This is a genomic window from Cyclobacterium sp. L-R, assembly GCF_056859355.1.
The window spans coordinates 25,616-40,491 of record NZ_JBSXOH010000100.1 but is presented as its reverse complement, the minus strand read 5'-3'; the positions used below and the strand labels follow the sequence as shown (position 1 = coordinate 40,491).

General features: G+C 39.1%; 12 protein-coding genes. 8 read left to right on the top strand and 4 right to left on the bottom strand.

From position 1 onward, the window contains the following. Window positions 1–6 precede the first annotated feature (6 nt). Genes alr through AC13EX_RS24210 form a run of 3 tightly spaced genes read right to left on the bottom strand, consistent with a single transcriptional unit; the run spans window position 7 to window position 4,391 of the window. A complete protein-coding gene (alr, locus tag AC13EX_RS24220; protein WP_482894642.1) occupies window positions 7–1,164 on the bottom strand; it encodes an alanine racemase in 1,158 nt (385 codons plus the stop codon). Further along, a complete protein-coding gene (locus AC13EX_RS24215) occupies window positions 1,158–3,152 on the bottom strand; it encodes a hypothetical protein (protein WP_482894641.1) in 1,995 nt (664 codons plus the stop codon). Before AC13EX_RS24215 ends, alr begins: the two co-directional genes overlap by 7 nt. 18 nt (window positions 3,153–3,170) lie before the next feature. Beyond that, entirely contained in the window at window positions 3,171–4,391 is a 1,221-nt protein-coding gene (locus AC13EX_RS24210) for an ATP-grasp domain-containing protein (RefSeq protein WP_482894640.1), read from the bottom strand. 557 nt (window positions 4,392–4,948) lie between these two features. On the opposite strand from AC13EX_RS24210, the gene AC13EX_RS24205 reads away from it, so the two are divergent. The 8 genes from AC13EX_RS24205 (at window position 4,949) to argH (ending at window position 13,280) form a co-directional block, all read left to right on the top strand. After that, entirely contained in the window at window positions 4,949–5,644 is a 696-nt protein-coding gene (locus tag AC13EX_RS24205; RefSeq protein ID WP_048644711.1) for an N-acetyltransferase, read from the top strand. Between the two features lie 53 nt (window positions 5,645–5,697). Continuing rightward, on the top strand, window positions 5,698–6,903 hold the full coding sequence (gene argG / locus AC13EX_RS24200) for an argininosuccinate synthase (RefSeq protein WP_048643993.1): 1,206 nt from the start codon (window positions 5,698–5,700) through the stop codon (window positions 6,901–6,903). After that, window positions 6,890–7,858: an N-acetyl-gamma-glutamyl-phosphate reductase gene (gene argC, locus AC13EX_RS24195; protein ID WP_482894639.1), complete on the top strand. Its 969-nt coding sequence runs from the start codon at window positions 6,890–6,892 to the stop codon at window positions 7,856–7,858. The genes argG and argC overlap by 14 nt, the downstream gene beginning before the upstream one ends. A 53-nt stretch (window positions 7,859–7,911) precedes the next feature. Beyond that, complete coding sequence (locus tag AC13EX_RS24190) at window positions 7,912–9,060, top strand: aspartate aminotransferase family protein (protein WP_482894638.1); 1,149 nt, start codon at window positions 7,912–7,914, stop codon at window positions 9,058–9,060. Between the two features lie 5 nt (window positions 9,061–9,065). Continuing rightward, window positions 9,066–10,007 carry a Rossmann-fold NAD(P)-binding domain-containing protein gene (locus AC13EX_RS24185; RefSeq protein WP_048643996.1) on the top strand — a complete coding sequence of 314 codons (942 nt, stop codon included), beginning with the start codon at window positions 9,066–9,068 and terminating at the stop codon, window positions 10,005–10,007. A 9-nt stretch (window positions 10,008–10,016) separates the two neighbouring features. Continuing rightward, window positions 10,017–10,802: an acetylglutamate kinase gene (gene argB / locus AC13EX_RS24180; protein WP_482894637.1), complete on the top strand. Its 786-nt coding sequence runs from the start codon at window positions 10,017–10,019 to the stop codon at window positions 10,800–10,802. Window positions 10,803–10,863: 61 nt separating this feature from the next. Further along, window positions 10,864–11,949, top strand: coding sequence for a M20 family metallo-hydrolase (locus AC13EX_RS24175; protein ID WP_482894636.1), 1,086 nt, complete (start codon window positions 10,864–10,866; stop codon window positions 11,947–11,949). Continuing rightward, complete coding sequence (gene argH / locus AC13EX_RS24170) at window positions 11,946–13,280, top strand: argininosuccinate lyase (protein ID WP_482894635.1); 1,335 nt, start codon at window positions 11,946–11,948, stop codon at window positions 13,278–13,280. Before AC13EX_RS24175 ends, argH begins: the two co-directional genes overlap by 4 nt. Window positions 13,281–13,535: 255 nt before the next feature. On the opposite strand, the gene AC13EX_RS24165 is transcribed toward argH, so the two are convergent. Continuing rightward, complete coding sequence (locus AC13EX_RS24165; RefSeq protein ID WP_482894634.1) at window positions 13,536–14,816, bottom strand: MFS transporter; 1,281 nt, start codon at window positions 14,814–14,816, stop codon at window positions 13,536–13,538. Window positions 14,817–14,876 lie beyond the last annotated feature (60 nt).

The following is a 14,876-nucleotide window of genomic DNA, read 5'->3' as shown; positions in this document are numbered from 1 at the left end:
AGCAGGCTATTTCACTACTGTCCTGGGTATGGCCGCTGGGAGGCGGCTTAGCATCTCATTGTTTAACAATTGAGTAGCATTGGTGAAGCTGGAAACATTAATAACATTGTTTTTTTGCCTACCAATCAAGACCACCTCATCGCCTACTGCTACTTCCCTAATGTGGGTAATGTCAACCATAAACAAATTCATGTTAATCAATCCCACTATAGGCGCCTTTTTTCCATGGATCAAAACCTGACCTCTGTTGGACAAGGCCCTAGGATAACCATTGGAATAGCCAAGAGGAATGACGGCAATTTTCATTTCCTGAGTAGCTTGGAATGCTGTTCCGTAACCAATAAATTCTCCCTGATCGACCGTCCTAATGTCCATTATATCTGTTTTCCAATTAAAAATCCGCTTCATTGTGGCATCAGACTTTTTATTGGTTTGATGTAAATGCGCATAATAGATGTCAGGACTTGGCCAAAACCCATACTGAGCAACCCCTATTCGCACCATATCATAAACGGTGTCCTTCATAGCCAAAGCAGCGGCAGAACAAGCTATATGTCTGATCTCAGGCAAGAATTTTCTTTCTTTGCATATTTTTAGGAAGGCCTTATATCTTTTGTGTTGCTGATCAATTTTAAACTGATTTGAAATGCTTTCAGCTCCCCCAAAATGGGTACACAAACCTTCGAATATCAGCCAATCCTGGTGTTGCTTTAGATAACTGAGTGCTTTAGGAAATTCATTGGCTTGCATGCCTGTTCTATTGGCTCCAGTTTCTACTTCCAGGTGAACCTTGGCTTTTTTATCTACTTTTTTTGCGGCCTCTAATACCTTAGCAAGTCGGTTGAAATTATATACAAAAAAGGCAATCCCATTGGAAATGGCCCAGCCCAGGTCCTCTTCATAAATAATACCCATAATCAGGATATGACTATCTGGTCTACATACACTCAAAACCTGTTCTGCCTCATAAGATGAAGCAACGGAAAAATGATTTATGCCACATTTTTCTGCCATAGGTACAAATACCTCAATGCCGTGGCCATAGGCATTGGCCTTGACCACGGATGAAAGTATGGGTTTTTCACCTATCTTTTTTCTAATAAAATTGATATTGCCTTTGTAGGCAATTTGGTTTAACTCTATTCTTGAAGAATGCTTTACCATTGTTTTTTTATTTCCAACCAAGTGTAGGATTTTCCCCAACTTTGCTTGGTCAACTCTTTTACGGTATCAATTTCTGTTTGAGGAATTTTATCCATCTTAGACGCTGCATCCAGATTATTGTAATGGAAGGCATAGATTCTGGCAGCAAATTGATGTATAGGAAGGGATGATTCACCATGGATCTCTCCATTTCCGTAAACGGACGGAGTGATTCCCTGCCCCCAATTCTGTCTTCCTTCATTATTGGGATTCAGAAAATAGGCCCTAACCTCACCTGACGGATCCTTTTCAACCCTTAGCAAGGAAATGGCATGAAAACCTAGCATTTCCCCTTTGGCTGAGGTGATAAAGATCCCAACAGGATTCGGATAAACCAAGCGATGGCCTCCGTTGTATTCAGGGTGACACATGCCATAAAATACCCTAAGAAAACCATCAAAATCTACAATAGCATTTGACAGGTAATCATAAGCAGAAGCAAATCCAATTTGTATCCATTGCCCATATAGCCCTGGATTCACCCATTTGTGAGGGTCTTCTCCTCTACCTGATGCTCTACGCATCATCTCGTTATAGATTTTGTCAAGCATTGGTACCAGAGTTACCGACACTGCATCTAACTGGTGGTCTAGCTTTTGTACCAGGCCTAAGGCAGACTCCGAATATTTGATCTCACTTCCTTCAAAACGAAAGCTTAAATCATCATGTACGGCAGCAGCTTGTACCATATGGATCAATTTGGCAGGTGCGTGTTGACTCCACATGCTTATTCCTCTCGCACTCTGACAGGTAGGATTATTTCCCTGCCCTACCCCTAATGGTTGACCTAGTATCCTCAATAGGGCTCCAATTAAATACTGCTTAGGACTTACTTCCCCAGTCGAACCCGTTATCGATTTATTGATTCTCTCCTCGACATTAGGATGAAGTGAAATGGTAAGTAAATTGTGCAACCCTGCCCTAACGGCGGTTCTGGAAAGCACTCCATTTTCTAAGGTCTTGGACAAACCGAAAATACACTGTGCATTGTATGGATGAATTACCTCAGCTATAATTGTGCAGACAAACGCTTGATGCTCATTAAATCTAGCCAAACCAGACTCATTTAATCCCAAGCATTGGGCTACCAATTCATAGTGTTCTTGCTTGACTAAAAACAACAACAGTGATGCATGATAAGTACTAACTAGTCCATAAGCAAGCATACTTTCACTCATTTGCTCTGCTTCATCAGCAAGTTGGTCTTCAGTCAATCCACCTAGGTAATCCTCATAAGCTTCAAAACTTCTATCTACAGTTCCCGAAGTGGGTCTATAAATAGATCGTTGAAAAGCCAACAAGTCCCTATCCGCAGGATCATTGGGATCAAGCTCAATCTTTTCCTTTACCAAAGCAATAATTCGCCGTTGTTTTTCAGTTACTACTGGTCTTTGCTCGCAAATCAGCATAAGCTCTTCAACGAGGGCAGCTTTCACCTTGGACAATTGTATCTGATCTGAAATAAAACCAAATAAGGAATGTACCTTGGTTAGCTCATGCTCACTCATTAATAGCCTTGTTTCTTCCTGAGGTTCTTTGAAAACAAACTCAAGATTTAGTACCAAGGCTTCTTGCAGGTAACTTTCTGCTTCCTCCTTCATACTCTCTGAGGCTTGAATTTCCCCTCGGGCCAAGGCCAACATTCTAAGTTCACTTAGCAACTCATAGGTTGAATTAGGATGACCACTTTTGTAGGTTCCATTTACCAATAGCGGAACTAACCTTGAGGGATTTTCCCATGGAGTCCCTTTAAATATCCCTGCCTCAACCAAGGCAGGGATACGTTCGTAAATTTGTTGAATCCCCTCTGATGTATCACACCAGGTATCCAATTGTCCTAATATTTTTTGTGCCTTTTCCCCTCTTGTCAGCACGGTGGCTGATTTATAGCTCTCAAATAACTCTTCAAAGGATTCTAAGTTACTTATTGAGATCACTCCTTCTTGCATATTAGTTATTACGGTTCATTAGTGATAAAAATCTACATTTTCATAATGTAGCAACAGTTCTGTCATTCGGTCAGGATTATCTCCTTTGAAATTAACCGTACCAAAATGATTGCCAAAACCTTCTCTGGAATTGACTTTTTGATTGGTAAGGGGAGGTATCAAATTATGGTCCAGAAAATAGGACTCTTCTTTAAGTTCTTCTGGAATAACCAATTGAGAAATCTGATTTTTGTGAGGATAAATCATCACATTCCCATAGAATGTACCAGGTCTGGCATCTAAAGGTGGTAACAATTCATTGAGTTCTTCTTCTGTGAGTTCAGGATCATGACAACAAACAAAGGCCGCCAAAGCATCAAAATCATAGGCCTGACCACAAAGCTCCAATATATGTCCTCCCGGTATTCGGCAAGCGACCTCACCGAAACTCAGCTCATCCTCTTCCGTAAGAAACCATTCTGGATGAATCATTCCATATTGTATTCCGAAGAGATCAACTAATTTTTGCATCTCTTTCATTATCCTATCCCTTTTGGTATGAAGGTAATTTCCTTCTGGAATAAAATTAGAATAACCGAGTTTTACATACTCAGTAATATTAAGGAATCTAATTTTACCTCCATGTACAAATGCCTCACATGAAAATTCTTTTCCGGATAAGTGACTTTCAGCCAAGCAAGGAAAATCATCATCCTGACATTTGTCTTCTATATCCTTCTTAGACCTTAAAAGTCGATGCCCTACAGTACCTGCGGAGGCAAATGGTTTTATATGTACCCAGCTATCCTCTTCTCCATCTACCTGTAAATTGGCCTGATTTAGTCTATTCATAAAATTGACCACACCTTCTTTGCTATGGACTTCTTCGAATAGCCCAACTCTCAGCCCCCCTATCAGTGCCTTTCTTTTCATCATGGCCTTGTTCCTAAAGAGGAATGCCCTATTTAAAACCTTTGGATCATCTCTATACAATGAATTCAATGCACCAGCCCATTCTACTGTTTCTTCAAACAAAGGTACAGCGACATCTACATTAAAGGCTTCCAATTTGTCTTTCAAGTCCAATGAGTTTGAAGAATCACTCCATTCATCAAATTGGTAAGGAACAAAGGGGATATTATTTTCTTTGGCGTAATTCTCAAAATCAGGGAAAGATACAACTACAAAAGGTTTATTGAGTTTTTGCATACTTTCTATAACGGGTAAACTCCAACCCATTAGCGCAAAACATTTTGCCATCTTTTATAAATTTTTGGTTCGTACCCAATAGACAACAAATAATAGGCTAAAGTCTATTTTTAAATAAAAATAAAAAAAATCTCCTATTATATTTAAGTTACATCTTCATATAATTAAGTTTTAACGGTAAAAAACAATTCTAAAACAATTAGTGAGGGATTTATTTGGTTGATAATGGGTAGGAAAAAGTGCAGTTACAATTGGTGTAATTATTGATAATTGGCTTTGGATGACATTTCCATCACATTATATCCTTATTAAATTTGTATTTTTGATGAAATAAATAAATATTTGCAAGGTTTAGCATGAAGAAAGAAGCAAACATATCAAATAAAAGTAATCTGGCTCAAAATAACCTTTTTGGGTATCCGATATTTGGTCCTATCAAAACCTACAGGACCTTATTTAGGGCCTAGTCCCTAAACTCTTTTAATATATCCTATGTGGATATTCCTATTACCGAAAGCATTTCAATCATTCATTTCAACTTATTTTCTTAGGGCTGACTGTCAATAGCGATTTGATGGGAGATGACGGTAAGCCAAAAAAATGCTACAATGTTTAAGCAAAAATTTATAATAAAACCTGCAGGAGAAGAGCATTGTCAATATGCGGAAACTATTACTGATGAAATGGAACGTTCTGCGCAGGCAAGAGGCACAGGTATAGCAAAGCGATCCCCCGAATACATTAAAACAAAAATGCGGGAAGGTAAAGCTGTAATAGCGCTTACCAAAACTGGCGATTGGGCAGGGTTTTGTTACATAGAAGCATGGGGACATGGAAAATTTGTGGCCAATTCCGGATTGATCGTTTCACCTGATTTCAGAAAATTCGGCCTAGCCAGAGAAATAAAGAAAGAAGTTTTCAAGCTTAGCAGAAAGAAATTTCCAGATTCCAAGATATTTGGGTTGACTACCGGAGCGGCGGTAATGAAAATCAATTCCGAGCTAGGTTACTATCCGGTTAGTTATTCTGACCTTACTACAGACGAGGATTTCTGGAAAGGATGTCAAAGCTGTGTCAATTACCCAATACTCATGAGCAAAAACAGATCGAATTGCTTGTGCACGGCAATGCTTTATGAACCAAAAAATGTAAAAAAAGCAGAGCAAAAGAAATTATCCTCTGAATTCAAAAAAAATCTTAGCCTTTTTGAACGATTGATCAACATCAAACGGGCCATGTTTCTTAATTTTGCCAAAGGGAAAGAAGCTTTGGTAAAAGTAAAAGATAAAGTAAACCAATCTTAAAAATATTTTTGTTGCCCTAGGGTAGCACTCTTAAATAAAAGGTAATTATTTGTATGAAAAAAGTAGTTTTAGCATATAGCGGAGGTCTGGATACAACCTTCTGTGCCATTCACCTTAGCAAAGAAAAAGGTTATGAAGTCCATGCAGTATTGGTCAATACAGGAGGATTTGAGCAGGAAGAATTGGATAGTATTGGTGAAAGGGCTAAAAAGTTAGGCGTTGCATCCTTCAAGGTTCTAGATGTAGTTTCTACCTACTATGATGAAGTTATAAAGTACTTAATTTTCGGTAACGTTTTAAAAAACCAAACTTATCCACTTTCTGTAAGTGCTGAAAGGATTTTACAAGCCAAAGCTTTGGCTGAGTATTCTAAAAGTATAGGCGCAACCTCTATTGCACATGGAAGTACAGGTGCTGGAAATGATCAGGTAAGGTTTGACATGATTTTTCAAACCATTTTACCAGATATAGAAATCATTACCCCAATCAGGGATTTGAAGCTAAGCAGGGAAGAAGAAATCACTTACCTAAAGAAACATGGAGTGACCATGAACTTCGAAAAAGCCACCTACTCTATCAACAAGGGGATTTGGGGAACTTCTGTAGGTGGTAAGGAAACCCTTACATCTGATCAGGCGCTTCCAGAAAGTGCATATCCTACGCAAGTTACGGTTACTGATCCAGCAACAATTTCCCTTACTTTTGACAAAGGAGAGCTAGTAGGTGTAAACGGAGAATCTTTCGATCATCCTGTTCAGGCCATTTTAAGGGTACAGGAACTCGCAAGTCCATACGGAATTGGGAGAGATATTCATGTTGGTGACACCATTATAGGAATAAAAGGTCGGGTAGGCTTTGAAGCCGCAGGACCATTGGTTATAATTAAAGCACACCAACTTTTAGAAAAGCATACACTGACCAAATGGCAAAGCTATTGGAAAAATCAGATATCTGAATTTTATGGCAACCATTTGCATGAAGGGCATTACCTGGATCCGGTTATGCGAAATTTAGAGGCTTTTATGTCAGATACACAAACCTATGTGAGCGGGGAAGTAAAAGTTCAACTTGCTCCATATAGGTTCAGCATGATCGGTGTCAATTCAGAACATGATCTAATGTCATCTAAGTTTGGCAGCTATGGTGAAATGAACAAAGGCTATACAGCTGAAGACGTCAAAGGCTTTACTAAGATCCTAGGCAATCAAACAGCTATTTTCCATAAAGTAAATAAAAGCTTAGACAATGAGAATCATTAAAACAGCCGTAGTTGGTGCAGCAGGATACACTGGAGGAGAATTGCTCCGGTTATTGGTTCACCATCCTAATGTGGACTTAAAATGGATTCATAGCAATAGTCAAAAAGGTAAAAATTTAGAGGATGTTCACCCTGATTTAATAGGTGATGCATCCCTTGTTTTTACAGACCAAATTGATAAAAACGATCTTGACCTTGTATTTCTCTGCCTTCCTCATGGTCAAGCAAAACCATTTTTGGAGGAGCACGCATTCGATACAGACACTAAAATAATAGACTTAAGTACAGATTTCAGAAATGAATCAAATGATTTTGTCTATGGTTTGCCTGAAGTTAATAGAGAACGGATAATCGGTGCAACGAAAATTGCCAATCCAGGCTGTTTCGCAACAGGTGTACAACTTGCTCTTGTTCCCGGTATCAATCAAGGATGGGTAAAGGACTCCCTACATGTAACTGGTCTAACAGGAAGTACTGGAGCAGGTAAGAAATTATCTGAAACCACCCATTTCAGTCATCGAAATCAAAACATATCTGTTTACAAGTTATTTACCCATCAGCACCTGAAAGAAATCAACCAGACTTTCAGTCAGCTAGATTCTAATTTTGACCAGCAGGTACTATTTGTACCATATAGGGGTAATTTCTCACGCGGTATTTGGATTACCGCCTACTTCCCTTTCGAAGGAAGTATAGAAGAAGCCTATGAAGTCTACTCCTCTTTTTACAAAGATGCTGCATTTACTCATGTCAGCAAAAATGACATTGAACTAAAGCAAGTAGTCAATACCAACAAATGTCTGGTTCACCTAAAAAAAGAAGCGGGACAATTGGTCATTTATTCAGCCATTGACAACCTGATAAAAGGCGCATCTGGACAGGCTGTTCAAAACATGAACCTTGCATTTGGACTAGATGAAAAGACAGGTTTAAGATTAAAAAGTACCGCTTTTTAAAAATCATTGACTATTGGGCAGTAACAAGTTACTGTCCCCAAACACCTATTTATATGCAATTGTTTGACGTCTATCCCTTAATGAATGTCACTCCTGAAATAGCGAGTGGAGTTTATCTTTGGGACAATAAAGGACAAAAATATCTTGACCTATACGGTGGCCATGCCGTTATTTCAATTGGCCATTCTCACCCTCACTATATTAAAAGGATTGGTGACCAGTTAAATAAAATTGGCTTTTATTCTAACTCTGTACAAATCCCCCTTCAAGGTGAAATGGCAGAAAAGTTAGGTAAACTATCTGGATATGAAGACTACCAATTATTTCTGTGTAACTCCGGGGCTGAAGCCAATGAAAACGCATTAAAACTGGCCTCTTTTGAGACAGGAAAACCAGGTGTTATCGCCTTTCATGGTGCTTTTCATGGAAGGACTTCCGGAGCAGTTGCCATTACTGACAATCCAAAAATTGTCGCCCCATTTAATAGCGGTCATAAAGTTTACTTCGAGGCCTTGGGCGATTTGGAAGCCGTTGAACAAAGGTTAAAAGAAGGTGAGATTGCAGCGGTTATCATTGAAGGGATACAAGGAGTTAATGGCATTCAGGTAGCCGAATCAGATTTTCTAATTGGTCTATCCACCCTCACCAAACAATATGGAGCCAAACTAATCCTGGATGAGGTTCAATCAGGCTATGGTCGAACTGGTAAGTTCTTCGCCCATCAATGGGCAAAAGACCTCTTGCCAGACCTCATCACCATTGCAAAAGGAATGGGCAATGGTTTCCCAATGGGGGGTGTACTGATACACCCAGAAATTGAAGCCAAATACGGTTTACTTGGAACCACCTTTGGCGGAAATCACCTGGCATGTGCTGCAGGACTTGCCGTTTTAGAAGTTTTAGAAGATGAAAAGCTTATCAGCCATTCGGATAGCATGGGTGAATTCTTGATACAAGCATTGAAACAAGAATTTCCGGAAATACCTTCGGTAAGGGGAAAGGGTTTAATGATAGGATTCGATCTCACAGAAGAAGCTGCCAGCTATCGTTCAGAACTGATCAGCAACCACAAAATATTTACAGGAAGTGCTGCCTCAAAGAACACCATTCGCCTTCTTCCTCCACTTTGCGTGAAGAAAGAAGAATTGCAGCTATTTCTTAATAGTTTAAGAGAAGTAATTAACAGCAGGAAGACCAAATAAAAGTCATGAAAAACTTTACTCAATTTGAAAACATTGACCTCGCAAATACCTTAATTGAAAAAGCGTTGGCCTTTAAAGGAAACCCTTTAGTCAATCGAAATAAAGGCAATGGAAAACGTATTGGTTTGATTTTCCTAAACCCTAGCTTGAGAACTAGGATGAGTACACAGCTGGCAGCCTCTAATCTTGGGGTGGAAAGTTTTGTCCTCAACATGGACAAAGAAAGCTGGGCGCTGGAAATGCAAGATGGTGTGGTGATGAACCAAAATAAAGTTGAGCATATAAAAGATGCTGCAGCAGTTTTGGGTGGCTATTTCGATATTCTAGCCATCAGGGCATTCCCCACCCTTACTAATAAAGATGAGGACGTTAGCGACTTTGTCATCAATCAATTTATCAAATACTCTGGAGTACCAGTGGTTAGCCTTGAAAGTGCCATAAGACATCCATTGCAAAGTCTGGCGGATATGGTGACAATCCGGGAGAACTTTAAGGAAAAAAGGAAACCAAAAGTAGTCCTTACCTGGGCCCCACATATCAAATCGATACCTCACGCAGTGGCCAATTCCTTTTCTGAATGGGCACTGGGTTGTGAACATGAATTGACAATAACGCATCCCCATGGATATGAATTGGATAAAAAATTCACCAATGGAGCAAAAATAGAATACGACCAAACTGCAGCCCTTGCAGATGCTGACTTTGTCTATGTCAAAAACTGGAGTGCCTTTACACCCTATGGCAAAATCCTTAGTGTTACAGGAGATTGGCTATTGAATGAAGAAAAGTTTGGGGACAATAAACAGGCCAAGGTAATGCACTGCTTACCTGTTAGAAGAAATCTTGAGTTAAGTGACGAAATATTAGATGGAGAAAGAAGCCTTGTACAAAATCAGGCTAAGAACAGAATTTTTGCTGCTCAAGCAGTAATTGACAGCATGCTTTAAAAGAATCTAATGGAAATCAGTGTAATAAAGATCGGCGGAAACGTTATAGACCACAAGGAAAACTGTACCCAGTTTCTAAAGTTATTTGCCAATTTCCCTGGAGTAAAAGTACTTGTTCATGGAGGGGGAGTTATGGCAAGTCGTATTGGCAGTTCTCTGGGGATTGTTCCCAATATGCACAATGGGAGAAGAATCACCGACAAAGAAACATTGGACGTGGTCACTATGGTTTATGCAGGTCTAATCAATAAAAACCTTGTCGCTGAACTGCAATCCTATGGCCAAAATGCCATTGGACTGACAGGTGCAGATGGAAATGCAATTACCTCTAAGAAACGCCCCGTAAAAGAAGTGAACTTTGGTTTTGTAGGAGATGTAGAAAAGGTGAACACTGTACTTTTGGAAACCCTTTTGCAGCAAGACATAGCCCCTGTATTTTCGGCGATAACCCATGACGGGCAGGGACAATTGTTAAATACAAATGCAGACACCATTGCTTCAGAAATTGCTACCTCATTGGCCAAAAAACACCAAGTGAAACTTTACTTCTGTTTTGACAAAAAGGGGGTTTTGATGGACGCTGATGATCCATCCACTTTGGTTCCTTTAATCGATGAAGACATATTTAAAAAACTGCTAAACGATCAAGTGATCCATTCTGGCATGATTCCAAAATTGGAAAATGCTTTTAATGCTCTTGACAAAGGGGTGTCAAATGTATGGATGGGGTTACCAGAAAACCTGCTACTTGCTTCAAAGGGAGAAAATGCAGGAACAATCATTGGATCGAAATAAAATATTTGTATTGAACAAAATACATTAAGGTGGCCTGTTGCTATCTAAAACTACAAGAAATTTGGAAGCACTAGAAAATTTGAAATTTGAGGCGATTGATCTTTTAAAAGCTTTAATCAGTACTCCTTCTCTTAGTAAAATGGAGGACAAGACGGCTGATTTAATTCAAGCTTTTTTTGAAGGAAAAGGCATCAAATCTCACAGAAAAGGTAACAATATATGGGCTTTCAACAGGCATTTTGATCCCTCATTACCTACCCTACTGCTCAATTCACATCATGACACCGTGAAGCCCAACCAAGGCTACACCCTCGATCCCTATTCCCCATTGGAAAAGGATGGCAAGCTTTTCGGACTTGGCTCCAATGATGCTGGAGGCTGCTTGGTAAGCCTGATGGCTACCTTTGTGTATTATTACGAAAAAGTCATGCCAGTCAACCTGCTCATTGTGGCTTCGGCAGAAGAAGAAATAAGTGGACGCGGTGGCATAGAATCTGTTCTTTCAGACCTACCGGTTCTTGATGCTGCAATAGTTGGAGAACCTACCCTTCTTAAAATGGCAGTAGCAGAAAAAGGTTTAATGGTCATAGATGCGGTCGTAAATGGCGTAGCAGGTCATGCAGCTAGAGAAGAGGGCACCAATGCCATATATGAAACCCTTACGGACCTATTGACGATCAAGGACTTTAAGTTTAAAAAAGAATCTCCTTTCCTAGGCCCTAATAAGGTTTCAGCTACCATAATTAATGCGGGTAGTCAACACAATGTAGTTCCTGATAAATGTACCTATACCCTTGACGTACGGGTAACTGATGCTTATACCCTAGAAGAGGCTTTTGAGGAATTAAAAATGAATTTAAAAGCAAAGCTTACGCCTAGATCACTAAGGTTAAAATCCTCTTTTATTGAGGATAATCATCCCATGGTATTAACGGCTAAAAAAATGGGTTTGGAAATGTACGGAAGCCCAACATTGTCAGACCAGGCTTTAATCCCCTACCCATCAGTTAAAATAGGCCCTGGCGATTCGGCAAGGTCTCATACCGCTGATGAATTCATTTATATAGATGAACTGAAGGAAGGAATCTCATTATATGTTACACTCTTGGAAAATTATTTTTCCATAACAAAAAGAACTACCCAATGAAGCTTTGGCAAAAAGATAAAACAAGTAAAAAAGAAGTAGAAGCTTTTACCATAGGAAGAGATCCGGAATTTGATCTTCTTCTAGCACCCTTTGACGTGACAGGATCCATGGCACATGCCATCATGCTGGAATCAATAGGCTTGTTAACCAAGGAAGAGTTAGATATCTTAAAAAAAGGCTTAAAAGAAATACGGGAGGAAATCAGCGAAGGAAAATTCAGCATAGCCCCGGGTGTAGAAGATGTGCATAGCCAGGTCGAATTTCTACTTACAGAGCGATATGGTGATGTAGGAAAAAAGCTTCACAGTGGGCGTTCCAGAAATGATCAGGTTTTGGTAGACCTGAAACTGTACTATAGAAAGGCCATCAAAGAAACCGTTACGGAAATTGAAAACCTTTTCCAATTGCTAACCCATTTGGCTGAAAAACACAAAGATGATTTGATGCCGGGCTATACCCACACTCAATTGGCCATGCCTTCATCCTTTGGCTTGTGGTTTGGCTCACTTGCGGAAGGATTGGCTGAAGACATGGATTTGTGGCAAACAGCGTACAATTTAGCCAATAGAAACCCTTTGGGTTCTGCAGCAGGATACGGAAGCTCATTTCCATTGAACAGGACTTTGACAACAGAATTGCTGGGCTTTGGAGACATGCACTATAATGTGATCAATGCTCAGAACAGTAGAGGTAAGACTGAAAAAATCCTTTCCTTTGCTATGGCAGGTACGGCCGGCACATTGAACAGGCTTGCTACAGATTCTATAATGTTTATGAACCAGCATTTTGGCTTTATTAGTTTTCCTGATGAATTGACTACTGGCTCTAGTATTATGCCTCATAAAAAGAATCCTGATGTTTTTGAATTGATTCGTGCCAAAACCAATCAAATACAAAGCTACCCGCAGCAAATTATGATGCTATTAACAAATATGAGCACAGGTTATCACCGTGACTTGCAATTGTTAAAAGAAACTACTTTCCCTGCATTCGATCAATTGAATGACAGCTTAAAAATTGCTCAGTTAATGCTTGAAAACATTAGCATAAAGCAAGACCTTTTAGATGATGGTTTTTATGCTTATTTATTTAGTGTAGAGGAAGTCAATAGGCTTGTATTGAATGGTGTTCCATTCAGGGATGCATACAAAAAAGTAGGCATGGACATAGAAAAAGGAGTCTTTACCCCTGGTAAAAAAATAAAACATACTCATGAAGGTAGTATTGGACAGCTTTGCTTGAAGGAGATTGACAATAAAATGGAACAATCAAAGATAAACTTTGCCGAAGCAGAAAAAGCAGAAGCAACCCTTTGGGGTACCAATGCTTAAATTAAATCTTCTATAAGCTTTCCCATTACTGCCATCAAGCTCCTGAGTAAATGGGAGAAAAAATAATAAGGCCATGCCCAACTATAATGTTTGACATGGCCTTTTTTTTTTAATGTTAATAGTTTTTAATGTTATTAGATGGTCTGTAGCCTTACTTATATATGAAACCCGAAATATGCAATAGACATTCTATTACATAATCTGGGTTAAACAGACACAAGAACATTGAGCACTATGGGATTCCACACCCAGAAATTACCGTTTTAAAGTGAAAATATTAAAAAAGTCGAATCTTCTATCTCGCTTTTTAAACTTATATTTCATTTTTGCATAGGTATAATTAGGGATAATTCTAAACGACAGCAAAATCGCTATGCCCATCAAAATAGCAGATCCAATAAAAAGATATTCAAAATTGTATCCTGCATCCACAATCAAACCGTAAATGGCTGGACCTATAGCTGAACTAAGCACCATTATGGATGCAAAAATACTTCGTACTTTACCTATATAGGCAGTACCGAATAGTTCCACTTGTAAAGCTGACATAATGGAATTACCCACCCCGGCTGAGGCTCCCATTAAAATCATGTAGGGGAAAATCACTAATGGATCACTGATCTGCCAAATGAAAATGATCGCAATTAAAAAAGGTATAAGGTAGTAAGGGAAAAATGTTCTCGCTGAATACTTGTCTATCAATGGCCCGGAGAACAAAATTGCTATTGATCCTGCAATCGCATAAAAGGTAAGTCCTACAGCCATCCATTCCAAACTCCATCCTTTGAAATCAGCTATTGCAAACTGGTAAAAAAACAAACCAGTAACGGTAAAGGCAAGAACAAAGAGGTTAGGTGCCAAGATCCAAAAACTTTTCGTTTTCATGATCTCCCATTGAGAAATTTCCTTTTTGGTACCTGTAGCTGAAGTATCAACATCCTCTTGATATACCACAAGTTTTTTCTCATCAATAAAAAAGTACAGGTACAAAGGCACCATGATAAGAACTATCAATGCATTGACCAGAAGCGATTCTCTCCAACCGAAAACATTGATCAAAGCCACCACCATTATTGGTAAAGCAGCCTGTCCAAAAGGATGCCCGAGTGAAGCCATACTAATTGCTTTCCCTCTACCCTTAATAAAATACTTTGACATGGAAGTAATGGCAATATGACTGAACAGACCTTGCCCGGCAATCCTCAAACCAAAAAAAGCAACGGGTAAAAAAAACCAATAATGGTTAAAGCTCATTAAGAGCATGGAAAGAATAAAAACAACTGTGGTAAGTAGGGTGTATTTTACCAAACTTACCTTATCAATGTATTTCCCAACCTGAGGTAATAAAAAGGCACTTGCGATAGTGGCAATCATGTAATAAACACTTATCTGGGCATTTTGAAGCGAAAATTCTTCAATCAAATAAGGCACATATAAGGCCAAAAGATACGTTTGTCCATAACCCGATAGACATGTCATTAACAAGCCAAAAATCAACAACTTCTTATTCTCAAATACAAAATTCCAATAACTCATCTTTGACAATTTATTTATACAGGGAAATAAATAAGGTTTTTTGGGTAAAGGAAATTATAA

What these genes read in the sequence shown, in the direction of transcription:
- alr (WP_482894642.1), bottom strand. Translation starts at nt 1,164, where the DNA reads ATGGTAAAGCATTCTTCAAGAATAGAGTTAAACCAAATTGCCTACAAA.
- AC13EX_RS24215 (WP_482894641.1), bottom strand. Translation starts at nt 3,152, where the DNA reads ATGCAAGAAGGAGTGATCTCAATAAGTAACTTAGAATCCTTTGAAGAG.
- AC13EX_RS24210 (WP_482894640.1), bottom strand. Translation starts at nt 4,391, where the DNA reads ATGGCAAAATGTTTTGCGCTAATGGGTTGGAGTTTACCCGTTATAGAA.
- AC13EX_RS24205 (WP_048644711.1), top strand. Translation starts at nt 4,949, where the DNA reads ATGTTTAAGCAAAAATTTATAATAAAACCTGCAGGAGAAGAGCATTGT.
- argG (WP_048643993.1), top strand. Translation starts at nt 5,698, where the DNA reads ATGAAAAAAGTAGTTTTAGCATATAGCGGAGGTCTGGATACAACCTTC.
- argC (WP_482894639.1), top strand. Translation starts at nt 6,890, where the DNA reads ATGAGAATCATTAAAACAGCCGTAGTTGGTGCAGCAGGATACACTGGA.
- AC13EX_RS24190 (WP_482894638.1), top strand. Translation starts at nt 7,912, where the DNA reads ATGCAATTGTTTGACGTCTATCCCTTAATGAATGTCACTCCTGAAATA.
- AC13EX_RS24185 (WP_048643996.1), top strand. Translation starts at nt 9,066, where the DNA reads ATGAAAAACTTTACTCAATTTGAAAACATTGACCTCGCAAATACCTTA.
- argB (WP_482894637.1), top strand. Translation starts at nt 10,017, where the DNA reads ATGGAAATCAGTGTAATAAAGATCGGCGGAAACGTTATAGACCACAAG.
- argH (WP_482894635.1), top strand. Translation starts at nt 11,946, where the DNA reads ATGAAGCTTTGGCAAAAAGATAAAACAAGTAAAAAAGAAGTAGAAGCT.
- AC13EX_RS24165 (WP_482894634.1), bottom strand. Translation starts at nt 14,816, where the DNA reads ATGAGTTATTGGAATTTTGTATTTGAGAATAAGAAGTTGTTGATTTTT.